The sequence below is a fragment of the Aminobacter sp. DSM 101952 genome (assembly GCF_001424795.1).
Lineage (GTDB): Bacteria > Pseudomonadota > Alphaproteobacteria > Rhizobiales > Rhizobiaceae > Aminobacter > Aminobacter aganoensis.
Genome location: NZ_LMCL01000001.1, coordinates 79,258 through 105,127 on the forward strand (window position 1 = coordinate 79,258; position 25,870 = coordinate 105,127).

The window sequence follows — 25,870 nt, forward strand, 5'->3', positions numbered from 1 at the left end:
GGTCATGCCGTCCGTCCCTCACCCCTCGTTTTCGCAAGGCATGCCATCATGACCCAGCAATCCAAGCATTCACTTGGCCTCTTGGCCGCAACGATCGCCTTCACGGCATTCACGGCCGCGAGCGCCTTCGCCGATTCGGCCGGCGCGACTTTCAGCGACGGCGACAACTTCTCCGAAAAGACCGGCCAGGAACTCTACGCCAATGTCTGCCAGGCCTGTCACATGGACCAGGGCCAGGGCGCGGTCGGCGCCGGCAAGTACCCTGCCCTCGCCAAGAACGTGAACCTGGAGGCCGGCGGCTACCCGGTCTATGTCCTGCTGCACGGCCTGAAAGGCATGCCGCCGGTCGGCAAGATGATGAGCGACGACCAGGTCGCCGCGGTGGTCAACTATGTCAGGACCAATTTCGGCAACGACTACAAGGATGCAGTGACAGCCGAAGACGTCGCCGGCTCGCGCTGACACATCATCGCCAGAATCGAGCCTTGATGATGCCAGTTCAACGGGTTGGAGCGGCGCTCCGACCTGACTAAGGCGGCCGGCGGTTCTGCCGGCTGCTCCATTTCCATGCGGCATAGGAGTAAGAGATGACAAAGATGCGGATCGGCGCCGCCGCGCTTGCGGCTGGCCTTTTCTTCGGCGGCAGCGCGATGGCCCAGGACATCGTGCGCCACAAGGTTCCCAATTCGGATTTTCCCATCGCCCAGGCGGTCGAGGTGCCAGCCGGCAAGACGACCGTCTATGTCAGCGGCGCGGTGCCGTCCGTCGTTGACGAAAAGGCCGAGAAAGGCAGCCTCGCCGCCTACGGCAACACCAGGACCCAGACCGAATCGGTATTGAAGTCGATCGAAAAGACGCTCGACGGCCTCGGCCTGAAGATGGGCGACGTGATCAAGATGCAGGTGTTCCTGGTTGGGGACCCCGACAAGGGCGGCAAGATGGATTTCACCGGTTTCATGGAAGGCTACACCCAATTCTTCGGCACCAAGGAGCAGCCCAACCTGCCGGCGCGCTCGGTGATGCAGGTTGCCAGCCTCGTTGCGCCCGGCTGGCTGGTCGAGATCGAAGTCACTGCCGTTCGTCCCTGACGGGAATCTTTTGTCCGGCCGCCTGGCATTCCGGACGGCCGGCTGTGCTCGACACGCTTGCGCGGATGCGCAAGACTGACATCGACAGCAAAATCGGGTTCGCGTCGGCAGCATGTATGACAAGCTTTTCAGGATCATAAACGACCGACGCAACGAGTTGGCGGAACTCACGGCGGAGTTGATCCGCTTTCCCACCATCAACCCGCCTGGCGACGCCTATCGCCCTTGCGCGGAGTATCTGGGCAATCGCCTGGCGAAGCGCGGTTTCGGCGTCGAATACATCAGGGCCGAGGGCACGCCCGGCGACACCGACCGCTATCCGCGGGTCAACGTCGTTGCCCGCTTCGACGGCCGGACGCGTGGCCAGACGGTTCATTTCAACTCGCATATCGACGTCGTCGAGGCTGGCGAAGGCTGGACCGTGGATCCGTTCGCGGGGGTCATCCGAGACGGCCGCGTCTATGGCCGCGGCGCCTGCGACATGAAGGGCGGGCTCGCCGCCTCCATCATCGCGGCCGAAGCGTTCATGGACGTGAACCCCGACTTCCCCGGCGCCATCGAGATATCGGGCACGGTCGACGAGGAGTCGGGCGGCTTCGGCGGCGTCGCCTACCTCGCCGGCAAGGGCTATTTCTCAAAGCCCAAGGTCGACCACGTCATCATCCCGGAACCGCTCAACAAGGATCGGATCTGCCTCGGCCATCGTGGCGTCTGGTGGGCGGAGATCGAGACCAAGGGCGAGATCGCCCACGGCTCGATGCCGTTTCTCGGCGACTGCGCCGTCCGCCACATGGGCGCGGTGCTCGAAGCCTTCGAACGGGAGCTGTTTCCTGCGCTTGACCGCAAGTCCACGCGCATGCCGGTGGTGCCCGAAGGCGCGCGGCGCTCGACGATGAACATCAACTCCATCCATGGCGGCCAGACCGATGACTTCCGTCCTGGCCTGCCGTCACCCAACGTGCCTGATTCATGCCGGCTGACCATCGACCGGCGCTTCCTGCTCGAGGAGAATATCCTCGATGTGAAGGGGGAGGTCACAAGCATCCTCGATCGCCTGAAGCGCGAGCGCAAGAAATTCGACTACGAGATCCGCGACATCATGGAAGTCCAGCCGCTGATGACCGAGCGCGATGCGCCGGTCGCCTCGGCCATCGCCAAGGGTATCCGCGAGATCTTCGACAAGGAACCGGAATACGTCATCTCGCCCGGCACATACGACCAGAAACACGTCGCCCGTATCGGCCATCTCTACGATTGCATCGCCTATGGCCCCGGTATTCTCGACCTCGCGCACCGGCCCGACGAGTGGGTGGGCATAGATGACATGGTGCAATCGGCCAAGGTAATGGCAATCGGGCTGGACATCTTGCTGCGCGGCCAGTCCAACGGCTGAACACGCAAGCAACGCTGGTCCGCGCCGCCGGGGAAATTCAGTTCGGCAGCGCTGCTGCAATTGCAACAAACTTGATTTACTCGGCTGGAAAATCGCGCTTCTATCCGGCCGATCGAAATGAAGCGGGGAGATCTGAGCATGACGCAGTGGAAAACAATCCTGGCAGCCGCGGCGCTGGCGCTGGCATCCAGCACCGCCGCAATGGCCGCGCGCACGGATCTCGTGCTCGGCATGCCGCTGGAACCGCCTCACCTCGACCCGACCGCGGGTGCCGCCGCGGCCATCGACGAAGTGCTGTATGCCAACGTTTTCGAAGGCCTGACCCGCATCGGTTCGCGTGGCGAAGTGTTGCCCGACCTTGCCGAGAGCTGGACCGTTTCCGACGACGGCAAGACCTATACGTTCAAGCTGCGTGCGGGCGTGAAATTCCACGACGGCAGCAATTTCGAAGCCTCCGACGTGAAGTTCTCGCTCGACCGCGCCCGCGGCGAAGCCTCGGTCAACGCCCAGAAGGGCCTGTTCGCGCCGATCGACAATGTCGAGGTGGTCGACCCCGCCACCATCAAGGTGACGCTGAAGAACCCGCTCGGGTCATTCCTCTACAATCTCGGCTGGGGCGATGCGGTGATCGTTGCGCCCGAGACCGCCGAGACCAACAAGGAAAAGCCCGTCGGCACCGGGCCGTTCAAGTTCCAGAACTGGGCCAAGGGCTCTGCGATCACGCTCGTTAAGGCCGATACCTACTGGGGCGATCCGGTCGCGCTCGACAAGGCCGAGTTCCGCATCATCCCCGATGCCGCCGCAGCGATCCCTGCCCTGCTGTCCGGCGACGTGCAGGCCCTGCCCAATTTCGCGCTCGGCGACGCCCTCGCCCAGGTTAAGGCCGACCCGCGCTTCAAGGTCGTCATCGGCACCACCGAAGGCGAAACGGTCCTGTCGACCAACAACAAGCGGCCGCCCTTCGACAATCTCAAGGTGCGCCAGGCGATTGCGCATGCGCTCGACCGCAAGGCGCTGATCGATGGCGCGACCGGCGGGCTCGGCACGCCGATCGGTTCGCATTTTGCGCCACACAACCCTGCCTATGTCGACCTCACCGGCACCTATCCGCACGATATCGCCAAGGCCAAGGAACTGCTCAAGGAGGCCGGGCTTCCCGATGGCTTCAAGGCAACGCTGAAGCTGCCGCCGGTCGGCTACGCCCGACAGGGCGGCGAGATCGTGGCTTCCCAGTTGCGCGAGATCGGCATCGACCTGCAGATCATCCCGGTCGAATGGGCCGACTGGCTCAAGCAGGTGTTCACCGACAAGGACTACGACCTTTCGATCGTCTCGCACACCGAGCCCAACGACATCGATATCTACGCCCGCAAGGACTACTACTTCAATTACGACAACCCTGCCTTCAACAAGGTCATCGACGAGCTCAACCTGGCCTCCGACGAGGCCAAGCGCAGCGAACTCTACAAGCAGGCGCAGAAGATCCTCGCCGACGATGCCGTCAACGGCTTCCTGTTCGAGCTGCCGAAGGTCGGCATCTGGGACGCCAAGGTCGAAGGCCTTTGGGAGAACTCGCCGATCCAGGCCAACGACCTGACCAAGGTCAAGTGGGCCGACTGACAAGAACCCTGTGAACTCAGCCGCTCCGCAACCCTTGCGAGCTTTCGGAGCGGCGTTTTCTCGGGCAGTTTGAGCCGATGACCGCCTATCTGCTCAAACGCCTGCTGATCGGTGCTGCGACCCTCGTGGTCGCTTCGGTCGTGGTGTTCCTGATGCTCGAGGTGGTGCCGGGCGACCCTGCCCGCGTGATGCTCGGCATGAATGCCAGCGAAGCCCAGGTCGAACTGCTGCGCGACCAGATGGGGCTCAATCAGCCGCTGATCGTGCGCTATCTCGACTGGGCCCGGGGCCTGCTGTCGCTCGATTTCGGCAAATCCTACACCTACTCGGTTCCGGTCATCGACCTCATCAGGGAGCGCATCGTCGTTTCCTTTCCGCTCGCCGTCATCGCACTCGCGCTGTCGACGCTCATTGCCATTCCCGTCGGGCTGTTTGCCGCCGCGCGCCGGGGCCGGGCCGGCGACACCGCGGCCATGGCGGTGGCGCAGATCGGCGTCGCGATGCCCAATTTCTGGTTCGCGCTTCTGCTGGTCTATGTCTTCGCCGTCTGGCTGCGGCTGGTTCCGGCAGGCGGCTTTCCCGGCTGGGGAGCCGGCGCCTGGCCTGCCCTCAAGGCATTGATCCTGCCGGCGGTAGCGCTGGCCTTGCCGCAGGCAGCAATCCTCGCCCGTGTCACCCGTGCGGCCCTCGTCGAGGTTCTCGGCGAGGACTACATCCGCACGGCCCGCGCCAAGGGCATGCCGATGCGCGCGGTGATGTGGCGGCATGCCTTGCGCAATGCCATGATCCCCGTACTGACCATCATGGGCCTGCAATTCGCCTTCCTGCTCGCCGGCACCATCATCATCGAAAACGTCTTCTATCTGCCCGGCCTCGGCAGGCTCGTGTTCCAGGCGATCACCCAGCGCGACCTGATCGTCGTCGAAAGCGTGGTCATGCTGCTCGTCGCCGCCGTGGTGACCGTGAACCTGCTCGTCGACCTCTCCTACGCACTGGTCGACCCCCGCCTGAGGACACGGCAATGAGCAGCATGGCTCCCGGCACCCCGTCGACCCTCGGCGCCCTCGCCGGCAGGGCCTTTGCCAACCGCTCCTTCGTCATCGGCCTGTTCATCACCCTGGTCGTTGCAGCCTTGGCGCTTGTCTCGTTCTTCTGGACGCCCTTCGACGTCACCAGGCTGATCGTCGCCGATCGCATGCAGCCGCCCTCCTCTGCCCATTGGTTCGGCACCGACCATTTCGGCCGCGACGTCCTGTCGATGATCATGATCGGGTCCCGCAACTCGATTGCCGTGGCGCTCGTCGCCGTCGGCATCGGCATGGGCATAGGCGTGCCGCTCGGCTGCTGGGCGGCTGCCCGCGGCGGCTGGATCGACGAGGCGCTGATGCGCTTCAACGACCTCATCTTTGCCTTTCCTGCCCTTTTGTCTGCGATCATGATCACGGCCGTCTTCGGCCCCAGCGCCATCAACGCCATCATCGCCATCGGCATCTTCAACATCCCGGTGTTCGCCCGCGTGGCGCGTGCCGGTGCGCTGTCGATCTGGCCCCGCGAGTACATCCTTGCCGCACGCGCCGCCGGTAAGGGCAAGGCACGCATCACCATCGAGCACATCATCCCCAACATTGCCAATCTGCTGCTGGTCCAGGGCACCATCCAGTTCGCGCTCGGCATCCTCGCCGAGGCCGCCTTGTCCTATGTCGGGCTCGGCACGCAGCCGCCGATGCCGAGTTGGGGCCGGATGCTGTTCGATGCGCAGACGCTGATGATGGTGGCGCCCTGGCTCGCCCTGTTCCCCGGCTGCGCCATCCTTCTCACCGTTCTCGGCCTCAACCTGCTCGGCGACGGCATCTCCGACATCTTCGATCCGCGCGCGAGGCGCCGGCCATGAGCCTGCTCGAGATCGAAAAACTGTCGATGAAGATCGGCAGCCTGTCTCTGTTGAAGGACATCGACCTGTCCATTGCCCCCGGCGAGGTGCTGGGTCTGGTCGGCGAATCCGGCTCCGGCAAGTCTATGACTGCCCTTGCCGTCATGCGGCTCACGCCCGCCCATGCCCAGATGAAGGGGCGTATCTCCTTCAACGGCATCGATATTCTCGGCGCGACCGAACCGCAGATGTGCGCGCTGCGCGGCGATGACATCGGCATGGTATTCCAGGAGCCGATGACCGCGCTCAATCCGGTCAAGACCATTGGCGAACAGGTCGCAGAAGGCATCCGCTGGCACACCAGGGCCAGTCGCCGCGAGGCTGAGGAGCGCGCCAGGAAAATCCTCGACCGCGTCGGCCTTCCCGAGCAGAAATTCGCGCTGTCGCGCTATCCGCACGAACTGTCCGGCGGCCAGCGCCAGCGCGTGGCCATTGCGATCGCCTGCGCGCTCAAGCCGAAGCTTTTGATCGCCGACGAGCCGACGACCGCGCTCGACGTGGTGCTGCAAGCCCAGATCCTCGACCTGCTCAAGGAACTGGTCGACGAAAACAGGATGAGCCTGCTGTTCATCTCGCACGACCTTGCGGTGGTCACCGAGATGGCGGACCGGATCACCATCCTGCGCCAGGGTACGGTGGTGGAAAGCGGCGACACCGCCCGCACGCTGTCGGAAGCCACCCACCCCTACACACGCCAGCTCGCGCTTGCTTCCACGCATGTACCGGCGCGGGTGAGGCCGCATGTCGAAGAAGCCGGTGCCGACAACCTGCTCGACGTGGCAAACGTCACGCGCGACTATCCCGGCACGCGCCGGTCGCTGTTTTCCAGGCCGGAACCGGTGCGTGCGGTGGACAATGTCTCGCTGACGATGAAACCCGGCGCCTCGGTGGCGCTCGTCGGGCGTTCCGGCTGTGGCAAGTCCACCCTCGCCCGCATGATCCTGGCGCTCGACACGCCGACCTCGGGCGCCATCAAGTTTCGCGGCCTGGACATTGCCGGGCGCAGCGAGGCGGAACTGCGGCGGCCGCGTCGCAACATGCAGGTGGTGTTCCAGGACCCCTACGGCTCCTTCGATCCGCGCCATACCGTCGAACGTCTGGTCGCCGAGCCCCTGCACCTGCTGGAGCGCCGTCCCGACCGCAAGGAACGCCGCGACATGGTCGCCCGCGCGCTGCACGAGGTCGGCCTCGGCCGGTCGGACATGGAGAAATATCCGCACGAATTTTCCGGCGGCCAGCGCCAGCGGCTGTCCATCGCGCGTGCCATCATCACCCGGCCCAAGCTGGTGGTGGCCGACGAACCGGTGTCGGCGCTCGACGTTTCGATCCGCGCCCAGATCCTCGACCTGTTCGCCGAGCTCAACCAGAAGCTCGGCGTCGCCTATCTGTTCATCACCCACGACCTGACCGTGGCCCGCGCCATCACCGACGACGTGCTGGTCATGCATGAAGGGCGGATCGTCGAGCGCGGCAAGACCTCGGACGTGCTCAGCCAGCCCTCAACGGAAGCGGCGCAAGCGCTCGTGTCGGCAGCACCCGACCTGCACAGGGCCATTGCAAGGCGGCTGCAAGAACAGGGCTGATCTGCCGGCGGGCCAGTATCAGGTCGCCGGCTTCACCACGTCGACAGGGCTGATGCCGAGCAGATCCAGCGTACGGCGCAGGAGCTTGACCTCGTTTTCCGCCAGATGGGCGTCGGCCTTGGCGATTTCGGCCATGTGCCGTGCCAACTGCCTGCGCCGCTCGACATCAAGATCGCGGAACATCGCAATCGCCTGCGAGCCGTTGGTCTCGTAGCCGAATTCGTTGAGATATTCGATGACGGCGTCGATGCTCTTTTCGGCAATGCCGAAGGCCTGGGTGCAAATCCGGCGAAATGCGGCCATCTCGCTGTCGCTGGCTACGCCATCCGCCAGGATCATCCGGAACAGCAGAAGCAGTTCGGCCGAAAGCACTGGATCGTCGGCGACCTTGCGTACCCCTGGGTCGCCCTCGAACAGCGTACGAATCTGGGTCAGCAATCCCGTCGCCATGCGAATCCCTTCCATCGAGGCAGTTGCTGTGTCCGATATAGAACAAATGGCTGCGAAAGACACTCGGCCCAGCAGCCAGGATGCGCCTGATTCTGGACCGCTATTGCGCATGCGAATTGGCTGTGATCGAACGCGGATCGTCCTCCAGACAGAGCCCTGCGCCGATGTTCGAAATAGCCACAGAAACGATCCTGCTCCTGACGGTCGCGGCATTCATTGCCGGCTTCATCGACTCCATTGCCGGTGGCGGCGGCCTGATCACCATTCCGGCGCTGTTGCTGGCCGGTCTTCCCCCCGTCCAGGCGCTCGGCACCAACAAGCTGCAGTCGCTGTTCGGCTCCGGCTCGGCGACGATCTCCTACGCCGCCAAGGGCCATGTCGACATCCGCAAGCAACTGCCTGCCGCTGCCATGTCCTGCATCGGTTCGATATTCGGCGCATTGCTGGCGACCGTGTTGCCCGGTGACATCCTGCGGGCTTTCATGCCGGTCCTGCTGGTGGCGATAGCACTCTACTTCGCCTTCAAGCCGAACATGGGCGACGTCGACCGCACCGAGCGCATGACGCCGTTCCTGTTCGGCGTGACCGTTGTGCCGGCCATCGGCTTCTATGACGGCGTTTTCGGCCCCGGCACCGGCTCGTTCTTCATGCTCGCATTCGTATCGCTGACCGGCTACGGCATCCTCAAGGCCACCGCCCACACCAAGCTCCTGAACTTCGCCTCCAACATCGGCGGCCTGTTCGCCTTTGCCATTGTCGGTGCCGTCTACTGGAAGATCGGGCTGATGATGGGAGCAGCACAGTTTCTCGGCGCACGGCTCGGCGCCCACATGGCCATGCGAAGCGGCGCCAAGCTGATCAAGCCTCTCTTGGTCTGCACCTGCGTCGCACTCGCCATCCGTCTGCTCATCGATCCCACCAACCCTCTGCGCGTGCTGATCGGGGTCTGACCGTTTTTGACCGGCTCCGGCCGCTGGAGTAACGTCCGGTTGCCTCAGCGGAGCCCGGGCAATGGCAAGCAGTCAGGCACAAGCGACCGACCACGATCAGCCGACGGCGCAGTTCGAGATGGTGCGGCGCGCGCCCTCTCCGCTGCTGGCGGGCGTCGTCACCGACCTCGTCGGCTACCGCGAACTGGTCCCTGTCCATATCAGGCAGAACGAGGGTGCCTCGTTGACGGTGCCGCTCGTCATCAGCTTCGGCGAGCCATTCGCCATCGGCCTGAGCCGGACGCCTGGTAACAGTGACCGCTTCGCCAGCTTTGCCTCGGGTCTTCACGCCGGGCCGGTCGTCATCGACTCCTTTGGCAGGTCATGCTGCGTCCAGGTCAATTTCACCCCGCTCGGCGCCCGCCGCTTCTTCGGCATCCCGATGTGCGAACTCGCTGATCGCGTGGTGACGCTCGACGAGGTGCTCGGCCCGGCAGGTAATGCCCTGCAGGAAAGGCTCGGCCAGGAGACGGGCTGGCGGCAACGCCTGGACCTGGTTGAAGGTTGGATCTTAGAGCGCTTGGTTACCACTGCCCCGCCGGCGGCCGAGATTGCCTGGGCAATGGCGAAAATAGCGTCGAGCAACGGACGCATCCGCATTGCATCCATCGCCGGCGAGATCGGCTGCAGCCGCAAACATCTGGCGGCGCGATTTGCCGACCTGGTTGGCATCGGCCCGAAGGCCGTCGCGCGGATCGTCAGGTTTGATCGAACGTCACGCCTGGCGCGCAATACCGTCGGCGTCGACTGGGCCGACCTGGCAGCCGAATGCGGCTATGCCGACCAGGCGCATCTGGTGCGTGAATTTGGCGAGCTGTCAGGATCGACACCAACAGCGCTGCTCCCTAAGCCCGGCTGACCCGGTAACATTTGTTCAATACGGCGGAACCGCGCTTCGCCAGAGTGGGTTGTCATTTCAACCCGCAAAGCAGGAGGCGCAACATGCCCACTCCCGAAGCTCAGAGGATCTTCCCCACCCTCCGTTACAAGGACGCCGTAGGCATGATCGACTGGCTGGGCGAGGCCTTCGGCTTCGCTGTCCATGCCAGATACATGAACGGCGAAGAAATCGGCCATGCCGAACTCGCTTTCGGCTCCTCGATGATCATGATCGGCTCGTCGCGCCCTGGCGATTACGGCACCATCGTCGGCGAACCCGGACAAAACGGCGGCAAGTCGATCTATGTCGCAACCGAAGACGCCGACGCGGTCTATGCCAGGGCGAAGGCGGCCGGCGCGGTGATCGACCAGGAAATGACCGATCGGGACTACGGCAGCCGCGAATTCATCTGCCGCGACCCCGAAGGCAATGTGTGGTGCTTCGGCACCTATTGGCCAAGGGTGGACTCCCCGGCCGGATAGTCAGCGCGCGGCGGCAAAGATCGCGTCGCAGTCGAGGTGCCGTTCGAGATGGTCGGCAATCTCGTCCAGGGCGCGTTCAACTTCGGCGCGATAGTCGATACCGCCGCCCCTGATGCCAAGGCCTTCCAGGAAACGGCCGCGAAAACCGTCGGCGCCGAACAGGCCGTGCAGGTAGGTGCCGAATACCTTGCCGTCGGCTGAAGTCGCGCCATCGTCGACGCCATTGATGACGACGGCGGGCCTGACGCAGTCGCCGCCCGTCGTCCGCCCGAGATGGATCTCGTAACCAGACAGCTTCTCGCCATAGCGCACCGAGCGTGCCTTAACGTTGCGGACCGTCTTTTCCGGCTCCATGACGGTTTCGACATCGAGCAGGCCGAGGCCTTCGACCTCGGTGACGCTGCCCTCGATGCCATCGGGATCGCGCACGGATTTGCCAAGCATCTGGTAGCCCCCGCAGATGCCGACGACATGGCCGCCACGCCTGCGATGCGCCTCGAGATCGCGGTCCCAGCCGTTTTCGCGAAACAGCACCAGATCGCCGATGGTCGACTTCGAACCGGGAATGACAACCAGCCCGGCATCTTCGGGCAAACGCTGGCCCGGTGGCACGAACACCACTTCCACCTGCGGCTCGGCGCGCAGCGGGTCGAGGTCGTCGAAATTGGCGATGCGCCCGAGCATCGGCACCGCAACCTTGAGCGCGCGCTTTTCGCCGCCGGCCAAGCGTTCGAGGATCACCGAATCCTCCGACGGCAACAACGCTGCCGCCTTGAGCCAAGGCACCACGCCGAAGCAGCGCCAACCGGTAAAACCCTCGATCGCGGTGATGCCGTCGTCGAACAGGCTGGCATCGCCGCGGAACTTGTTGATCAGGTAGCCGACGATCATGCGCCGGTCTTCGTCCGGGAGGATGAGGTGTGTGCCGGCAATCGATGCGATGACCCCGCCGCGGTCGATGTCGCCGACGAGGATCACTGGAACATTGGCGCGGGTGGCAAAACCCATGTTGGCAATGTCGCGTGGACGCAGGTTAATCTCCGCGGGCGAGCCGGCACCCTCGACGATGACCAGGTCCGCTCCCTGGCCCAGCTTGGCCCACGAATCGAGGACGGCGCCCATCAGCTTCGGCTTCAGCTCCTGGTAGTCACGCGCCTTGGCGTGGCCAACAACCTTGCCCTGCACCACAACCTGGCTGCCGATATCGCTTTGCGGCTTGAGCAGCACCGGGTTCATGTGGATCGACGGCTTGACCCCGCAGGCGATCGCCTGCAGCCACTGCGCGCGGCCGATCTCGCCGCCACCGGCCTCGCCCGGAATGTCAGCGACCGCGGCGTTGTTCGACATGTTCTGCGGCTTGAACGGCCGGACGCTGAGCCCCCGATTGCGGGCGGCCCGGCACAGGCCGGCCACCAGCACCGTCTTGCCGACGTCGGAGCCGGTGCCCTGGAGCATAATCGCCTTGGCCATGGTCATGCCCTCGCAATGGTCGAGCGCTGGGCCAGCGGCCCGCCGCGCCAGAGATAAAGCGCCAGCATCGGTTCTAACCCTGTCCTCATCGCATGGTTGACGTTGGACGCATGGTGGATCACTTCGCCTGCGGCACGGAGCCGGAATGGCTCGTCGCCCATTCGCCATTCGGCGGAGCCGGTCAGTGGTATGTAAAGCTCTTCGGCAATATGGTGATGATCTGGATACTCAATGCCCGGACCAAGCACCAGGAAACCCGCCGCCAGTTGCTCGTTGACGAAATGGCCGCGCGTGCCAAAGAGTTCGACCCAGCCATAGTTGTCGATGAAACGCTGGCCGAAATCGTCAGTCGTATAGGTCTGGCCCCAGCGTAGCTCGTCGCGGCATTCGCTCAGGACAGACGCCAACGGCCGCGTCGCATCGGATGCAAGCTGGACGGCGCGGCCGATAAGCCTCGAACCCGGAATTTTCTTCGGCTCCAGCGCTCGCGGCGGCATCGACCAACCGATGTCGGCCAGGAAACTGGCGACAACGGGGTTTGTGCTGCTGCCTTGCAGATAGTCCCGAAACGTTGCCAGCAGCTCATTAAAATTTGTCGTCACGTCGCGTCTCGCCCACCAATTGGTGCACAGCCGTTCTGTTGAAGGTCGGGTTGCGCGGCGGCATCATTGGGCTAGATTGAACGTCGCGCATAGCCAAAAAACGACAGGGAGGCCGACATGGACGCCGCAATCGATGCGACTGCCGGTCAATTCGAACTCAACGAAGATCAGTTGGCGATCCGTGACATGGCGGGCAGTTTTGCCGCCGAAAAAGTAGCGCCCTTTGCCCTCGAATGGGACAAGGCGAAGCATTTCCCCGAAGACGTCATCCGCGAGACCGGCCAGCTCGGCTTCGGCGGCCTGTATGTCAAGGAAGATGTCGGCGGCTCGGCCCTCAGCCGTCTCGACGCCGTGCTGGTTTTCGAGCAATTGGCGCATGCCTGCCCGGGCTTCTCGTCCTTCATCTCGATCCACAACATGGCCGCGGCCATGATCGACCGGTTCGGCAACGAGGAGCAGCGCCTGCGCTTTCTGCCGAAGCTGACCTCGATGGAATGGCTGGCCAGCTACTGCCTGACCGAGCCGGGTTCCGGTTCGGATGCCGCCGCCCTCAAGACCAAGGCAGTGCGCAGCGGCGGCAACGGCAGCGACTACGTGCTGAACGGCACCAAGCAGTTCATCTCGGGCGCCGGCGACAGCGACGTCTATGTCGCCATGGTGCGTACCGGCGCCGACGGCCCGAAAGGCATCTCGACCCTTGTCGTGCCCAAGGATGCGCCCGGCCTCTCCTTTGGCGCCAACGAACACAAGATGGGCTGGCACATGCAGTCGACCCGCCAGGTGATCTTCGACGACTGCAAGGTGCCGGCGGAAAACCTGCTCTCCGGCGAAGGTGCCGGCTTCGGCATCGCCATGGCAGGCCTGGACGGCGGACGGCTCAACATCGCCGCCTGCTCCGTCGGCGGCGCCCAGTCCGCGCTCGACAAGGCACTCGCCTACACCGCCGAACGCAAGGCCTTCGGCCAGAGCCTAGACCGTTTCCAGGCGCTGCAATTCCGTCTCGCCGACATGGAGACCGAGTTGCAGGCCGCCCGGCTGTTCCTCTACGCCGCCGCGTCCAAGCTCGACCGAAAGGCGCATGACGCCTCGAAATGGTCGGCGATGGCCAAGCGTTTCGTCACCGACACCGGCTTCGACATCGCCAACGATGCGCTGCAACTGCTCGGCGGCTACGGCTATCTGCACGACTACGGCATCGAGAAGCTGGTGCGCGACCTGCGGGTCCATCAGATTCTCGAAGGCACCAACGAGATCATGCGCGTCATCATCGCCAGGCATTTGATCGGGAGATAGCGAACAGGGAATGGTGAGTAGCGCATAGACCGCTACCCGCCGCCTTCCCCTATTCGCTACTCGCTATTCGCTGATTGGAAGGGAACCAACTATGACCACAGTCGCCTTCATCGGCCTCGGCAACATGGGCAACCCCATGGCTGCCAACCTCGTCAAGGCCGGACACACCGTCCATGGCTTCGACCTGATGCCGGAGCACCTTGAAACCGCGCGCACCAACGGCGTCACCGTCATGGCCAATGCAGTGGCAGCGGCCAAGGACACCGATGTCGTGATCACCATGCTGCCCGCCGGCAAGCATGTGCTGTCGGTCTACGAGGACATCGCGCCCAAGCTGAAAAAAGGTGCATTGCTCATCGATTCCTCGACCATCGACGTCGATTCCGCGCGCAAGGCCCATGCCATTGCCGCCAGGCACGACCTGCTGTCGGTCGATGCGCCGGTGTCGGGCGGCACCGGCGGTGCGGCTGCCGGCACGCTGACCTTCATGGCCGGCGGCGCGCAGGCCGCCTTCGAAAAGGCCGAGCCGGTTCTCAAGCCGATGGCCGGGCGTATCGTCCATTGCGGCGACGCAGGAGCGGGACAAGCAGCCAAGATCTGCAACAACATGATCCTCGGCATTTCGATGATCGGCGTCGCCGAAGCCTTCGTGCTCGCCGAAAAGCTCGGCCTGTCGCACCAGGCGCTGTTCGATGTCGCCTCGACCTCGTCCGGCCAGTGCTGGTCGCTGACTTCCTATTGCCCGGTCCCCGGCCCGGTGCCCAATTCGCCGGCCAACCGCGACTACCAGCCGGGCTTTGCCGCAGCCCTGATGCTGAAGGATCTCAAATTGTCGCAGGAAGCCGCCCAGCAGGCTGGTGCCGTGACCCCGCTTGGCGCCGAGGCAACCCAGCTCTATGCGCTGTTTGCCGCGCTTGGCCATGGCGGCACCGACTTCTCGGGCATCATCAAGTTCCTGCGTGGCGATCCCGCTTAATCTGACCGACTTGAGACAAAAAAGCTCAAAATTTAGGATTGCTTAAGCTCTCGCTAACCACGCGGTAACGATGTCCGGATAAAAAGGTTTGCAAGGGCGGTCATCGCAGCCGCCCCAAGCTCCGGATCAGGTACTGCGTACCGGAGCAGTAACCTTCGCTGGTCAAGCGTCGCGAAGGGCCATGCGTTCAAGTGGCAAAGCCGCGTTCCCGTTTCGGGGCGCGGTTTTTGCGTTCAGCCTTCAGCCCTCGCTATGTATCGGATTTGGTCGCCAGCCGGCGGAAATTGGCCCGTACGCGCTTGCTCGCCGGGCGCAGCGCGGCGGCAACCGAGCGCTGGGCCGCCACGCCGTTCAGCACCGACGGCGTACGGCCCGACAGCACTTCGGGCCAGAACTGCATCGCCGACTGGAAAAAGGACGTCTGTGCGGCGATCATGCCCTCGGCCAAGGCGGTCGCTTTCTCGGTGACCGCGGCAAGGCTTTCGCCGCTGAGCCCGCCACCGCTGCGCGCTTCGCTGGCCATCATCGGCAGCCGCATGGCCATGACCATTGGCGCCAGCATCAGATTGCCGGCAATGGCGGTGGATTGGCGCGAAGCCCTCGTTAACCGTCTGCTCTTCATGCGACGCGCTCCGGTTTCAAGAACCATGCTGCCCCATCCGACAATCAGCGGGCTTCAAGTCATTGTGCAGTGCACAATATAAGCTCCCGCCCTGTCCTGAACAAGCCGAAACAGCTCGACCTTTCGGCGGGCGGATCCACCAGCCAGCCGACGGCGCAGCCTGATCTCGGGAAATACGGCCGCGTGGAGGGCCAGAGCCGCCTTATCTGCATCTTAACTAATGTAGATCAGTGTTCCGGCATTGGTGTTCTGCGGTCTCCCAGGGGGAGTGGAATGACTGATCAAATTGACGAGGATGACGTTCCGAAGCCCGTCCTGCTTCAACGCTGCCGATTGATTGCGCGCGCGACCATGTTGTTTGCGCCCCCTGTCGTTTCGGTGGGATGCGCGATCGTGGTCGGATACATCACCTACGTGACCAGCACCAAAGAGCCACCGGCTGACATCTCGACGCTGGCCATATCGATCCTCAAATCCGGCGATGCGTCGCCCGAGATGCGCGCATGGGCGACCGGTGCCCTCGGCATACGGACCGACATGCCAATGTCTGTCGGGTCTATCCGGCAATGACGGTCGAATAGACTGAAGCCCTCCCCGAAGCGGGAACGAGAAAGGGCGGCGAACCACCCTTTCCGAGTTGGACTTAGCCTTAGCGCGAGGCCACCACCGCGGCGATGATGCCCGACGCAACGCTGATCAGCAGGAAATCATTGTCGACCTTCACCCAGCGCTGGCCGTGGCCGGGGCGCTTGAGCCCGTAGCGGTGATAGTCTCGGAGCGCCTGCTTGCGCTGCCAGTCGGGCACGCGCTTGCCCCTCGACCAGTAGTGCCGCTTTGCCGGCTTCTTGCGATAATCCTGCCATTTCTGCTGCTGGCTGTAGTAGTTGCCATGGCGCGGCGCCTCGTAGCGCTGCTGGGCCTGGGCCATCGGCACTGCGAACATCGACAGGGCGACAGCGGCAAGAACGATACGTTTCATGGGAGGCTCCTTCTCGTTGACAGGTCGAGAAGTAGCGGCCGCCGGCTGAACCCAATATGAATGCCATCATTACATATCTGTAATGTTTTCAGAAACTTGGCCGGGCAGGCTCATGTCCTGCCCGGCCAAGTGATCAGGCCTTTCTCAGGTCCCGTTCAGCGAGATCGAGCGCCTTGAGGATACGCTCGCCAGCCATATCGATGGTGGCGCGGGTCCAGATCAGCGGCGGCGACAGGATCATCGAGTCGCCGGTCGCGCGCATCATCATGCCATTGGCGATGGCATGGTCGCGGACGGCAACAGCGGCGCTGCCGACCGGCGAAAAGCGCTCCTTGGTCGCCTTGTCCTTGACGATCTCGATCGCGCCCATCAGGCCGACGGAACGGACCTCGCCGACAAGCCCGTGACCGGCGATGCGCTCCTTCAGCATCTGCGCGAAATACGGGCCGGTGTCGGTCTTGACCCGCTCGACCAGCCCTTCGCGTTCGATGATCTCGAGGTTCTTGAGCGCCACCGCACAGGCCACCGGGTGACCCGAATAGGTGTAGCCGTGGTAGAACTCGCCGCCCTTGTCGACCAGCGTCGCGGCAATCCGGTCGCCGACCAGCAGCGCCGACAGCGGCTGGTAGCCCGAAGTCAGGGCCTTGGCGGTGGTGATGGTGTCGGCCTCGATGCCGAAGGTTTGGGCCGCGAACCACTCGCCCGTGCGGCCATAGCCGGTGATGACCTCGTCGAGCATCAGGAGCACATCGTACTTGCGGCAAATCCGCTGGATCTCCGGCCAATAACTTGCCGGCGGGATCTTGACGCCGCCGGCCCCCATGATCGGCTCGCCGATGAAGGCAGCGACGTTCTCGGCGCCGGCCTCCAGGATCGCGTCCTCGACCGATCTGGCGGCACGCAGGCCGAAATCGTGGTCGCTTTCACCCGGCAGCGCCAACTCATAGGCATAAGGCATCATCACGTGGACGATGTTGGGTACAGCGCCGCCAAGCTGCTGGTGCATGCCATCCATGCCGCCAAGCGACGTGCCGGCAACCGTCGAGCCGTGATAGGCCATCTTGCGCGAGATGATGCGGTTCTTCTGGGGCTTGCCCTCGAGCGCCCAGTAGTGGCGGACGAGCCGCAGCGCCGTGTCGTTCGATTCCGATCCCGACGAGCCGTAGAACACCTGGTTGATGTTCTTCGGCGCCAGTTCCGCGAGCTTCTTCGACAACAGCACCGGCGTCGGCGTCGAGCATTTGAAGAAGGAGTTGTAGTAGGGCATCTCCTTCATCTGCTCATAGGCTGCCTCGGCCAGTTCGGTGCGGCCGTAGCCGACATTGACGCACCACAGGCCGGCCATGCCGTCGAGCAGTTCCGTCCCTTCCGAATCGTAGATGAACGGCCCCTCGGCACGGGTGATCATGCGCGAGCCGATGTCGCGCAATTCCTTGTGGTCGGTGAAGGGATGGAGATGATGCGCGGCGTCGATCTGCTGAAGCTGCTTCAGCGAATAGTTCTGATAGGTCATTGGCTTGTGCCTTCCTCTTGAATCAATCCGGCAAGTGCCGGGGCGGATTCAAAGGCCAGGCGGCGGCGAATAGCCGATGCGCGCGCAAAGGCGCAGAAGCTCCGTATGCCGGGTTCGCGGCGACGGCTTCGATGCTGCCTCCCGCAGCGGAATATGAGCGTTGAGCGCGCACATGATTGCACTCTAACCTGCCGCTCTGCAAATCGACAAGCGCCTCAAAATCCGCATCCCTTCGAAAGCTTTCGGGAATACGGCACCCTGGAAAGGCGTTGTCTGCGTGTGTGGCCGGCTTGTCGGCTGAACTCTTGGGAGCGATCATCATGAAGACAATTTCCTCAGCCCTCGCCGTTCTGTTCCTGACCGGCGCGGCCGCTTTCGCCGCCGAGCCCGCCAAGGTCGCGGAAGGCGCTGGCGGCAAGATGTACACCGACGCCAACGGCATGACGCTCTACACCTATGACAAGGACAGCGCCGGCAAATCGGCCTGCAACGGCGACTGCGCGGTCAACTGGCCACCGCTGATGGCTGCGGCCGACGCCAAGGACGAAGGCGAGTGGACGGTCGTTGCCCGCGACGACGGCTCGAAGATGTGGGCTTACGAGGGCAAGCCGCTGTACACGTTCGTGCAGGACAAGAAGGCGGGCGACGTCACCGGCGACGGCAAGGGCGGCGTCTGGCACGTCGCCAAGGCCGACTGACCATCTTCCGCGCGGCGGTGCCTGTCGCCGTCGCGCACCTTCCCCTGCCTACCCTCGCCTAGCTTGTTGTCCGCTTGCGCAGCACCATGCGATAAAAGGCGAAGCCCAACAGGATGACGTTCAGGCTGGCCAGCACGACCGGCAACCCGATCGGCCCGGCCGCCTGCATCACCATTCCCGAGCTTGGCGGGCCGACGATGCCGCCCAGTCCCCACATCAGCGCAAAGGCGGCGTTGCCGGCAATGAGCGCGCTGCCGTTGAAGCGACTGCCGAGCTCGACCAGCGCCATGGTGTAGACCCCGTAGCCGACGGCTCCCATCACCACCAGCACAAGCCAGATGAGCCGTGTCTCGATCAGCATCGGCAACAGCACCGCGCAGGCCGCGGTTGCCGCGGCGCAGAACAGGATCATGGTGCGGCCACCCACACGTTCCGCAAGCAGGCCGAGCGGGATCTGCAGCAGGATGTTGCCCATCGACAGCGCCGTCAGCATCGCCGCCAGGACCGCCTCGGGCAAACCGTGGCTCGCGCCGAAGACGGGCAGCAGCGAATAGGTGCTCTGCTGGTTGGCCGCAGAAACCAGCACGGCAAACAGCAGCGCCGGCGCAAGCGCGGCAAATGCCATCACGCCGCCAACCGATTGCCCGTCTTCCTCGAAGCCTGAAAGATTGGACATCATGCGCAGAATGATCGCGCAGGCGATGAAACCCACGATAGCCACGGCAAACGGCGTCCAGCCCGAGGTGCCGACGATGGTCAGCACCAGCGGCCCGGTGGCATAGCCCATTCCCATCAGGGTGTTGAACACCCCCATCACCCGCCCGCGGCGCGACGGCGGCGCCATCGACAACGCCCAGACCTCGCCGAGAATGTAGAGCGGGTTGATGACGACGCCAATCATGAACCGGACGATGAACCAGGCGACCCAGTCCTGCAGGTAGCCGATGAGCAGGAAACAAAGCGCGCCGGCAAGCGAGCAACCGACAGCGAGGTTCCGTGCGCCCACCAGGCGTACGGCCGCCGGCACGAAGGCTGCCGACGCGATCAGGCCCAGCGGCATCATCGCCGCCGACAGCCCGATCATCGCCGGCGACATGCCCTGCTTCTGCATCAGCAGCGAAAACAGCGGATAACTGAGCCCTTGTGCTGCACCGAACATCGCCAAAGCGGCGGTAACGCCGCCCAGGGCCGCCCAATTCAATGGCGCTTCGGCGATGGTGGAAGTTGGAGTTGTCAAAGCAGATCACCAGGAGAATCGAATGGCGGCGATCCTATCGACGGACCGCCACATGCGAGATGCATCACCACAGCCGAGAACGTCGGTCCAGTCCCATCCGCGATGTCGTTTCCCTCGCGCTATTGGTCGCCGCCTCCGCAATGAGGTTTTCCGGCCCAGTCCATTATGCCCCCAGATACAGACGCTTGCCGTGAGGATTCCATGACCGTGGCCCTGCAAACAGCCGAACAGGCTCCCGCCTCCGATCGCGCTCGCCGCGGCGGCCGCGCCGGCAAGCGTGCCGGCGGCTCCCAGGCCTTCGAACAGCCGCCGTTCCGCCAGCTCAGGGCCCCGTTTCCGCCGACCAAGCTGATCTCCGACGACGAGTTGGAATCGATCCATCTCGCCTCGCTGCGGGTGCTGAAGGAAATCGGTGTCGACGTGCTGCACGACGAGGCGCGTCGCATCATGAAGGCACATGGCGCCGACGTCCGCGACGGCTCCGAGCGCGTCCGCTTCGATTCCGACATGATCCTCGAATTGGTCGCCCATGCGCCGGCCGAGTTCACGCTGCACGCCCGCAACCCGGCCCACAATGTGCGCATCGGCGGCAACAACGTCACCATCGTGCAGGTGGCATCGGCGCCCAATTGCTCCGATCTCGACAACGGCAGGCGTCCCGGCAACCAGCCTGACTTCAGGAACTTCCTGAAGCTTGCCCAGATGCACAACATCATTCACATGACGGGCGGTTATCCGGTCGAACCGGTCGACATCCATCCGTCCGTGCGCCATCTCGAATGCATCCGCGACCTGGCGACGCTGACCGACAAGGTGTTCCACATCTATTCGCTCGGCAAGGAGCGCAACGTCGACGGCATCGAGATCGCCCGCATCGCCCGCGGCATCTCGCGCGAGCAGTTGCTGGAGGAGCCGTCGGTCTACACCATCATCAACACAAACTCGCCGCTCAAGCTCGACGTGCCGATGATGGAAGGCATCATCCAGATGTCGTCGATGGGCCAGGCAGTGATCGTCACCCCCTTCACGCTGTCGGGGGCAATGGCCCCGGTCACCATAGCCGGTGCCCTGGTTCAACAGAACGCCGAGGCGCTGTCGGGCCTCGCCTTCACCCAGATGGTCAGGAAGGGTGCGCCTGTCGGCTATGGCGGCTTCACTTCCAATGTGGACATGAAGTCGGGCGCTCCCGCCTTCGGCACACCCGAATACATGAAGGCGCAGCTTGTCGGCGGGCAGTTGGCGCGGCGTTACAACATCCCCTACCGCTCATCGAACACCTGTGCCGCCAACGCGGTCGACGCACAGGCCGCCTATGAAAGCGCCTTCTCGCTATGGGGCACCATCCAGGGCGGCGCGAACGTGATCCTGCACGCGGCCGGCTGGCTCGAAGGCGGGCTGCGCTGCTCCTATGAGAAGACGATCCTCGACATCGACATGCTGCAGATGGTGGCCGAGTTTCTGACGCCTCTTGACCTGTCGGAAGACGCACTTGCCATCGACGCCATCCGCGACGTCGGCCCCGGCGGCCATTTCTTCGGCACCCAGCATACCCAGGACCGCTACAAGAACGCGTTCTATTCGCCCATCATCTCCGACTGGCGCAATTTCGAGACCTGGGCCGAGGCCGGCAGCCCGACAGCGGTGGAAAAGGCCAATCGCGTCTGGAAGGAACGCTTGGCGTCTTACGAGGAGCCATGGATGGACCCTGCGATCCGCGAGGAACTCAATGCCTTCGTCGACAAGCGCAAGGCCGAAGGCGGCGCCCCGACGGACTTCTGATTGCAATCAGCCGATTCAACGTCTTCAAACCCGGACATAACCATATGAAATCCCATGTGAAAGCAGTTGTCATCGGCGGTGGCGTGGTGGGCTGCTCGGTGCTTTACCACCTTGCCCGCGCCGGCTGGACCAACGTCATGCTGATCGAGCGCTCGGAGCTGACTTCCGGCTCGTCCTGGCACGCCGCCGGCGGCTTCCACACGCTCAACGGCGACCCCAACGTCGCCAAGCTGCAGGCCTATACGGTGCAACTCTACAAGGAACTGGAGGAGATTTCCGGCCAGTCCTGCTCGCTGCACCTGACCGGTGGCGTCATGCTCGCCGACAGCCCCGAACGCATGGACTTCCTGCGCCTGGCGCACGCCAAGGGCCGCTATCTCGGCATGGACACCGAGCTGATCACTCCGTCCGAAGCCAAGAAGATGTTCCCGCTGATGGACGAGAAGCACTTCGTCGGCGCGATGTGGGACCCGGTCGAAGGCCATCTCGACCCGTCGGGCACAACCCATGCCTATGCCAAGGCAGCGAAGAAGCTCGGCGCCGAGATCGTACTGCGCAACCCGGTGAAGGAACTGACGCAGGACCCCGACGGCACCTGGAACGTCGTCACCGAGCAGGGCACCGTCCGAGCCGAGCATGTGGTCAACTGCGGTGGCCTGTGGGCGCGCGAGGTCGGCCGCATGGTCGGCGTCGAGCTGCCGGTGCTCGCCATGGAGCACATGTACCTGCTGACCGAGCCGATGCCCGAGATCGAGGCCTTCAACAAGGAAACCGGCCGCGAGATGATCGGCGTGCTCGATTTCAAGGGTGAGATCTACACCCGCCAGGAGCGCAACGGCATCCTGCTTGGCACCTATGAGAAGGCCTGCAAGCCGTGGTCGCCGGTCAACACGCCGTGGGATTTCGGCCATGAGCTGCTGGCGCCGGATCTCGACCGCATCGCACCGTCGTTGGAGATCGGCTTCCAGCATTTCCCCGGCATCGCCAACGCCGGCATCAAGCAGGTCATCAACGGCCCGTTCACCTTCGCACCAGACGGCAACCCGCTGGTCGGCCCGGTCCAGGGCCTGACCAATTTCTGGGTTGCCTGCGGCGTCATGGCCGGCTTCAGCCAGGGCGGCGGCGTCGGCCTCGCCCTGTCGAACTGGATGGTCGACGGCGACCCGGGCTTCGACGTCTGGGGCATGGACGTCGCCCGCTGGGGCGAATGGGCCAGCCTGCGCTACACCAACGCCAAGGTGCGCGAGAACTATTCGCGCCGCTTCTCGATCCGCTTCCCCAACGAGGAGCTCCCGGCCGCCAGGCCGGCACAAACGACACCGCTCTACGACACCATGGTCGCCAACAACGCCGTCATGGGCGACAGCTGGGGCCTAGAAACACCACTGTGGTTCGCGCCCAAGGGGACGAAACCGAAGGATATCGTCTCCTTCCATCGCTCCAACGACTTCGAGCACATCGGCAATGAGGTGCGCGCCACCCGCGACCGTGTCGGCGTCACCGAGATCGCCAATTTCGCCAAATATGAGGTCTCAGGCCTGGCGTCGGAGGATTTCCTCAACCGGCTGATGACCAACCGCATGCCGAAGAAGGGCCGCATCGTGCTGACGCCGATGCTGAACGAGTTCGGCCGGCTGATCGGCGACTTCACGATTGCCAAGACCGGCGACGACAAGTTCATGATCTGGGGCTCGTCGGCAGCGCAGAAGTACCACATGCGCTGGTTCGAACAGCACCTGCCCACCGATGGTTCGGTGCGCATCCACCGCTACGACCAGACGCTCGTCGGCCTGTCCATCGCCGGCCCGAAGTCGCAGGCGCTGCTGGCCAAGCTGGTCGACGTCGACGTCTCCAGCAAGGCCTTCCGCTTCATGGATTTCCGCGAGATGGCCGTCGGCGGCGCACCCTGCATGGTCAACCGCATCACCTACACCGGCGACCTCGGCTACGAGATCTGGATGGCGCCCGCTTACCAGCGTCTGGTCTACAAGGCGATCAAGGAGGCCGGCGAGGAGTTCGGCATCGTCGACTTCGGCATGCGCGCGCTGCTGTCGATGCGCCTGGAGAAGAATTTCCCGACCTGGTTCCGCGAGCTTCGCCCGATCTATGGGCCATTCGAAGGTTCGATGGAGCGCTTCATCAAGCTCGAAAAAAATGACTTCATCGGCCGCGAGGCGGCAACCAAGGAACATGCCGACGGACCAAAACTGCGCCGCGTCTCCTTCTATGTCGACGCCCAGGATGCCGACGTGATGGGCGACGAGCCGATCTGGGCCAAGGTCGGAAACAAGGATTTCGGCACCGTCGAGAAGCCGCATGGCTACGGCGCGCCGCGCTTCGACGACACCGGCAAGGAAGTGCGCGGCTCGGACGCCGCCCGTGGTGCTTCCGCCGTGCGCGGCATCGTCGATGGCGATTGGCGTGTGGTCGGCTGGGTGACGTCAGGCGGCTACGCGCACTATGTCCAGAAATCGATGGCCCAGGGCTACGTTCCGGCAGCACTCGCCGAAAACGAGGCGGACGGCCTGTTCGAAATCGAAATCCTCGGCCACCGCCGCCCTGCCCGCATCAACGTCGAGCCGCCGTTTGATCCGAGTGGCGAGAAGATGCGGGGGTAAGTGCACATAGGGGAACGCACATGCTCTACGTTGCCCCCCTCTGTCCTGCCGGACATCTCCCCCTCAAGGGGGGAGATTGGATGTCAAGCGTGTCCCACCCAAATTCGGCGTTCCCAAGAGGAGCGCCGAGCCCCCAACTGCTGGTCTCCCCCCTTGAGGGGGGGATGTCCGGCAGGACAGAGGGGGGCGCGCGCGAACACCAAGTTCGGCGATTTGCGGGTCACTACTGATGGACACTCCCGCAAAAGGCAACTTCGGCCGCCACCGCAAGATAATGCCGTTCGAGCCGGGCTCGATCGACGACCTGCGCGAGCAGGCCCGCACGAAGGCAGCGAGCCTCAACCAGCACGTCCTCGGCTACGGCGCGCAAGCCGAAGCCGAGTGGGCCGCAGCCGGCATCGCCGCGCCCGACATGCCGGCGATGCGCGCCTACCGCCTCGACCGTATCCGCGCCGAGCTCAGGCGGCGCGGTTATGCCGGCGCCCTGCTCTACGATCCCGTCAACATCCGCTACGCCACCGACTCGACCAACATGCAGCTGTGGGTGGCGCACAACCCGACCCGCCACTGCTTTGTCGCCACAGACGGCCCTGTGGTGCTGTTCGACTACTTCTCCTGCGAGCACCTGTCGGACCACTCGGGCATCGTCGACGACGTCCGCCCGGCCGTGTCGTGGATGTATCTCTACAGCGGCGAGCTGACCGACATGAAGGTCGAGCGCTGGGCGCAAGGCATCGCCGATGTCGTACGCGAACATGGCGGCGGCAACCGCCGCATCGCCGTTGACCACCTCGACCACCAAGGCGTTGACGCCCTTGCCCGGCTGGGCATCTCGGTCGGCAATGGCGAGGCGGTGATGGAAAACGCCCGCCTCATCAAGTCGCCCGACGAAATCCTCTGCATGCGCCGCTCGATCGTCGCCTGCGAGGCCGCGATGGCCGAGATGGAAGCGGCGCTCCACCCGGGCATTTCCGAAAACGAACTCTGGGCCGAACTGCACCGCGGCAACATCGCTCGCGGCGGCGAATGGATCGAGACGCGGCTGCTATCGTCAGGCCCGCGCACCAATCCGTGGTTCCAGGAGTGTTCTTCGCACGTCATCAAAGCGGGCGATCTCGTCGCCTTCGACACCGATCTCATCGGCCCCTACGGTTTCTGCGCCGACCTGTCGCGCACTTGGCTGTGCGGCGAAGGAAAGCCAACCGACGAACAGCGCGAGCTCTACAGGATCGCCGCCGACCAGATCGCCCAGAACACCGCGCTGCTCAAACCCGGAATGGGATTCCGTGAGTTGGTAGAGCACGCAGCCGTGCCACCGCCCGACTGCTTCCCGACGCGCTACGGCGTGCTTTTCCACGGCGTCGGCCTCGCCGACGAATATCCCACCTTGCCTCACGCTTCGGACTGGACGGCGGATACGCCCGACGGCGTTTTCGAACCGGGAATGGTTGTCTGCGTCGAAAGCTACATCGGCCGCCTCGGCGGGCACGAAGGCGTCAAGATCGAGGAACAGATCCTGATCACCGAGACCGGATACGAGCAGCTCTCAAGCTATCCGCTGGACGAGCACCTGCTCGGGGGCTGAACTACGCGCGTGCCGCGCTCCAAGAGAAACACCGGCACAGTGAGTGTCTCGGGATCGGTTAACTTCCCACCGGGCGGTGCGAC

At 64.0% G+C, this 25,870-nt stretch carries 24 protein-coding genes; 17 read left to right on the top strand and 7 right to left on the bottom strand.

Annotated features, from left to right (window positions below):
- Positions 1-48: 48 nt before the first annotated feature.
- The 7 genes from ASC75_RS00405 (at position 49) to ASC75_RS00435 (ending at position 7,614) form a co-directional block, all read left to right on the top strand.
- On the top strand, positions 49-462 hold the full coding sequence (locus ASC75_RS00405; RefSeq protein ID WP_055969083.1) for a cytochrome c: 414 nt from the start codon (positions 49-51) through the stop codon (positions 460-462).
- Between the two features lie 125 nt (positions 463-587).
- Positions 588-1,088 (top strand): RidA family protein, encoded by a 501-nt coding sequence (locus ASC75_RS00410; RefSeq protein ID WP_055969086.1) that lies wholly within the window; start codon positions 588-590, stop codon positions 1,086-1,088.
- A gap of 112 nt (positions 1,089-1,200) precedes the next feature.
- Positions 1,201-2,481 carry an acetylornithine deacetylase/succinyl-diaminopimelate desuccinylase family protein gene (locus ASC75_RS00415; protein ID WP_055969089.1) on the top strand — a complete coding sequence of 427 codons (1,281 nt, stop codon included), beginning with the start codon at positions 1,201-1,203 and terminating at the stop codon, positions 2,479-2,481.
- 138 nt (positions 2,482-2,619) lie between these two features.
- The gene (locus ASC75_RS00420) at positions 2,620-4,101 is read left to right on the top strand and encodes an ABC transporter substrate-binding protein (protein ID WP_055970584.1); all 1,482 of its coding nucleotides are present in this window, start codon (positions 2,620-2,622) and stop codon (positions 4,099-4,101) included.
- 77 nt (positions 4,102-4,178) lie between these two features.
- Positions 4,179-5,126, top strand: a complete 948-nt coding sequence (locus ASC75_RS00425) for an ABC transporter permease (protein WP_055969091.1) — start codon at positions 4,179-4,181, stop codon at positions 5,124-5,126.
- 5 nt (positions 5,127-5,131) lie between these two features.
- On the top strand, positions 5,132-5,992 hold the full coding sequence (locus ASC75_RS00430) for an ABC transporter permease (RefSeq protein ID WP_184117362.1): 861 nt from the start codon (positions 5,132-5,134) through the stop codon (positions 5,990-5,992).
- The gene (locus ASC75_RS00435) at positions 5,989-7,614 is read left to right on the top strand and encodes a dipeptide ABC transporter ATP-binding protein (protein WP_055969097.1); all 1,626 of its coding nucleotides are present in this window, start codon (positions 5,989-5,991) and stop codon (positions 7,612-7,614) included. Before ASC75_RS00430 ends, ASC75_RS00435 begins: the two co-directional genes overlap by 4 nt.
- A gap of 18 nt (positions 7,615-7,632) precedes the next feature.
- Here the strand turns inward: ASC75_RS00435 and ASC75_RS00440 are convergent, their stop codons facing one another.
- Positions 7,633-8,064 carry a TerB family tellurite resistance protein gene (locus ASC75_RS00440; protein ID WP_055969100.1) on the bottom strand — a complete coding sequence of 144 codons (432 nt, stop codon included), beginning with the start codon at positions 8,062-8,064 and terminating at the stop codon, positions 7,633-7,635.
- Between the two features lie 164 nt (positions 8,065-8,228).
- On the opposite strand from ASC75_RS00440, the gene ASC75_RS00445 reads away from it, so the two are divergent.
- The 3 genes from ASC75_RS00445 (at position 8,229) to ASC75_RS00455 (ending at position 10,415) form a co-directional block, all read left to right on the top strand.
- Positions 8,229-9,014, top strand: coding sequence for a TSUP family transporter (locus ASC75_RS00445; RefSeq protein ID WP_055970585.1), 786 nt, complete (start codon positions 8,229-8,231; stop codon positions 9,012-9,014).
- A gap of 118 nt (positions 9,015-9,132) precedes the next feature.
- Positions 9,133-9,912: a helix-turn-helix transcriptional regulator gene (locus ASC75_RS00450; protein WP_244487721.1), complete on the top strand. Its 780-nt coding sequence runs from the start codon at positions 9,133-9,135 to the stop codon at positions 9,910-9,912.
- An 83-nt stretch (positions 9,913-9,995) separates the two neighbouring features.
- Positions 9,996-10,415, top strand: coding sequence for a VOC family protein (locus ASC75_RS00455; RefSeq protein WP_055969106.1), 420 nt, complete (start codon positions 9,996-9,998; stop codon positions 10,413-10,415).
- On the opposite strand, the gene ASC75_RS00460 is transcribed toward ASC75_RS00455, so the two are convergent.
- Positions 10,416-11,885, bottom strand: a complete 1,470-nt coding sequence (locus ASC75_RS00460; protein ID WP_055969108.1) for a cobyric acid synthase — start codon at positions 11,883-11,885, stop codon at positions 10,416-10,418.
- 2 nt (positions 11,886-11,887) lie between these two features.
- The gene (locus ASC75_RS00465; protein WP_055969112.1) at positions 11,888-12,487 is read right to left on the bottom strand and encodes a dimethylsulfonioproprionate lyase family protein; all 600 of its coding nucleotides are present in this window, start codon (positions 12,485-12,487) and stop codon (positions 11,888-11,890) included.
- A 117-nt stretch (positions 12,488-12,604) separates the two neighbouring features.
- On the opposite strand from ASC75_RS00465, the gene ASC75_RS00470 reads away from it, so the two are divergent.
- Both ASC75_RS00470 and mmsB read left to right on the top strand, forming a co-directional pair.
- Complete coding sequence (locus ASC75_RS00470; protein ID WP_055969114.1) at positions 12,605-13,780, top strand: isobutyryl-CoA dehydrogenase; 1,176 nt, start codon at positions 12,605-12,607, stop codon at positions 13,778-13,780.
- 73 nt (positions 13,781-13,853) lie between these two features.
- Positions 13,854-14,756, top strand: coding sequence for a 3-hydroxyisobutyrate dehydrogenase (mmsB, locus tag ASC75_RS00475; protein ID WP_348271277.1), 903 nt, complete (start codon positions 13,854-13,856; stop codon positions 14,754-14,756).
- Positions 14,757-15,006: 250 nt separating this feature from the next.
- On the opposite strand, the gene ASC75_RS00480 is transcribed toward mmsB, so the two are convergent.
- Positions 15,007-15,378 (bottom strand): hypothetical protein, encoded by a 372-nt coding sequence (locus tag ASC75_RS00480; RefSeq protein WP_055970587.1) that lies wholly within the window; start codon positions 15,376-15,378, stop codon positions 15,007-15,009.
- A gap of 273 nt (positions 15,379-15,651) precedes the next feature.
- Here ASC75_RS00480 and ASC75_RS00485 point away from each other — a divergent pair, with 273 nt between their 5' ends.
- Positions 15,652-15,948 carry a hypothetical protein gene (locus tag ASC75_RS00485; protein ID WP_055969120.1) on the top strand — a complete coding sequence of 99 codons (297 nt, stop codon included), beginning with the start codon at positions 15,652-15,654 and terminating at the stop codon, positions 15,946-15,948.
- A gap of 79 nt (positions 15,949-16,027) precedes the next feature.
- On the opposite strand, the gene ASC75_RS00490 is transcribed toward ASC75_RS00485, so the two are convergent.
- Positions 16,028-16,357 (bottom strand): RcnB family protein, encoded by a 330-nt coding sequence (locus ASC75_RS00490; protein ID WP_055969123.1) that lies wholly within the window; start codon positions 16,355-16,357, stop codon positions 16,028-16,030.
- 133 nt (positions 16,358-16,490) lie between these two features.
- Entirely contained in the window at positions 16,491-17,870 is a 1,380-nt protein-coding gene (locus ASC75_RS00495) for an aspartate aminotransferase family protein (protein WP_055969126.1), read from the bottom strand.
- 320 nt (positions 17,871-18,190) lie between these two features.
- Here ASC75_RS00495 and ASC75_RS00500 point away from each other — a divergent pair, with 320 nt between their 5' ends.
- On the top strand, positions 18,191-18,568 hold the full coding sequence (locus ASC75_RS00500; protein ID WP_055969130.1) for a hypothetical protein: 378 nt from the start codon (positions 18,191-18,193) through the stop codon (positions 18,566-18,568).
- A 58-nt stretch (positions 18,569-18,626) separates the two neighbouring features.
- Here the strand turns inward: ASC75_RS00500 and ASC75_RS00505 are convergent, their stop codons facing one another.
- Positions 18,627-19,727, bottom strand: coding sequence for an MFS transporter (locus ASC75_RS00505; protein ID WP_156381084.1), 1,101 nt, complete (start codon positions 19,725-19,727; stop codon positions 18,627-18,629).
- A gap of 279 nt (positions 19,728-20,006) precedes the next feature.
- On the opposite strand from ASC75_RS00505, the gene ASC75_RS00510 reads away from it, so the two are divergent.
- From ASC75_RS00510 to ASC75_RS00520, 3 genes are all read left to right on the top strand, one after another.
- Positions 20,007-21,584, top strand: a complete 1,578-nt coding sequence (locus ASC75_RS00510) for a trimethylamine methyltransferase family protein (RefSeq protein ID WP_055969135.1) — start codon at positions 20,007-20,009, stop codon at positions 21,582-21,584.
- Between the two features lie 44 nt (positions 21,585-21,628).
- Entirely contained in the window at positions 21,629-24,202 is a 2,574-nt protein-coding gene (locus ASC75_RS00515) for an FAD-dependent oxidoreductase (RefSeq protein ID WP_055969139.1), read from the top strand.
- 229 nt (positions 24,203-24,431) lie between these two features.
- A complete protein-coding gene (locus ASC75_RS00520) occupies positions 24,432-25,787 on the top strand; it encodes a Xaa-Pro peptidase family protein (protein WP_055969142.1) in 1,356 nt (451 codons plus the stop codon).
- Positions 25,788-25,870: the final 83 nt, after the last annotated feature.

What these genes read in the sequence shown, in the direction of transcription:
- ASC75_RS00515 (WP_055969139.1), top strand. Translation starts at nt 21,629, where the DNA reads ATGAAATCCCATGTGAAAGCAGTTGTCATCGGCGGTGGCGTGGTGGGC.
- ASC75_RS00415 (WP_055969089.1), top strand. Translation starts at nt 1,201, where the DNA reads ATGTATGACAAGCTTTTCAGGATCATAAACGACCGACGCAACGAGTTG.
- ASC75_RS00470 (WP_055969114.1), top strand. Translation starts at nt 12,605, where the DNA reads ATGGACGCCGCAATCGATGCGACTGCCGGTCAATTCGAACTCAACGAA.
- ASC75_RS00495 (WP_055969126.1), bottom strand. Translation starts at nt 17,870, where the DNA reads ATGACCTATCAGAACTATTCGCTGAAGCAGCTTCAGCAGATCGACGCC.
- ASC75_RS00520 (WP_055969142.1), top strand. Translation starts at nt 24,432, where the DNA reads ATGGACACTCCCGCAAAAGGCAACTTCGGCCGCCACCGCAAGATAATG.
- ASC75_RS00510 (WP_055969135.1), top strand. Translation starts at nt 20,007, where the DNA reads ATGACCGTGGCCCTGCAAACAGCCGAACAGGCTCCCGCCTCCGATCGC.
- ASC75_RS00505 (WP_156381084.1), bottom strand. Translation starts at nt 19,727, where the DNA reads ATGTTCGGTGCAGCACAAGGGCTCAGTTATCCGCTGTTTTCGCTGCTG.
- ASC75_RS00410 (WP_055969086.1), top strand. Translation starts at nt 588, where the DNA reads ATGACAAAGATGCGGATCGGCGCCGCCGCGCTTGCGGCTGGCCTTTTC.
- ASC75_RS00425 (WP_055969091.1), top strand. Translation starts at nt 4,179, where the DNA reads ATGACCGCCTATCTGCTCAAACGCCTGCTGATCGGTGCTGCGACCCTC.
- ASC75_RS00485 (WP_055969120.1), top strand. Translation starts at nt 15,652, where the DNA reads ATGACTGATCAAATTGACGAGGATGACGTTCCGAAGCCCGTCCTGCTT.
- ASC75_RS00500 (WP_055969130.1), top strand. Translation starts at nt 18,191, where the DNA reads ATGAAGACAATTTCCTCAGCCCTCGCCGTTCTGTTCCTGACCGGCGCG.
- ASC75_RS00460 (WP_055969108.1), bottom strand. Translation starts at nt 11,885, where the DNA reads ATGGCCAAGGCGATTATGCTCCAGGGCACCGGCTCCGACGTCGGCAAG.
- ASC75_RS00440 (WP_055969100.1), bottom strand. Translation starts at nt 8,064, where the DNA reads ATGGCGACGGGATTGCTGACCCAGATTCGTACGCTGTTCGAGGGCGAC.
- ASC75_RS00435 (WP_055969097.1), top strand. Translation starts at nt 5,989, where the DNA reads ATGAGCCTGCTCGAGATCGAAAAACTGTCGATGAAGATCGGCAGCCTG.
- ASC75_RS00405 (WP_055969083.1), top strand. Translation starts at nt 49, where the DNA reads ATGACCCAGCAATCCAAGCATTCACTTGGCCTCTTGGCCGCAACGATC.
- ASC75_RS00450 (WP_244487721.1), top strand. Translation starts at nt 9,133, where the DNA reads ATGGTGCGGCGCGCGCCCTCTCCGCTGCTGGCGGGCGTCGTCACCGAC.
- ASC75_RS00490 (WP_055969123.1), bottom strand. Translation starts at nt 16,357, where the DNA reads ATGAAACGTATCGTTCTTGCCGCTGTCGCCCTGTCGATGTTCGCAGTG.
- ASC75_RS00445 (WP_055970585.1), top strand. Translation starts at nt 8,229, where the DNA reads ATGTTCGAAATAGCCACAGAAACGATCCTGCTCCTGACGGTCGCGGCA.
- ASC75_RS00430 (WP_184117362.1), top strand. Translation starts at nt 5,132, where the DNA reads ATGGCTCCCGGCACCCCGTCGACCCTCGGCGCCCTCGCCGGCAGGGCC.
- ASC75_RS00420 (WP_055970584.1), top strand. Translation starts at nt 2,620, where the DNA reads ATGACGCAGTGGAAAACAATCCTGGCAGCCGCGGCGCTGGCGCTGGCA.
- ASC75_RS00480 (WP_055970587.1), bottom strand. Translation starts at nt 15,378, where the DNA reads ATGAAGAGCAGACGGTTAACGAGGGCTTCGCGCCAATCCACCGCCATT.
- ASC75_RS00455 (WP_055969106.1), top strand. Translation starts at nt 9,996, where the DNA reads ATGCCCACTCCCGAAGCTCAGAGGATCTTCCCCACCCTCCGTTACAAG.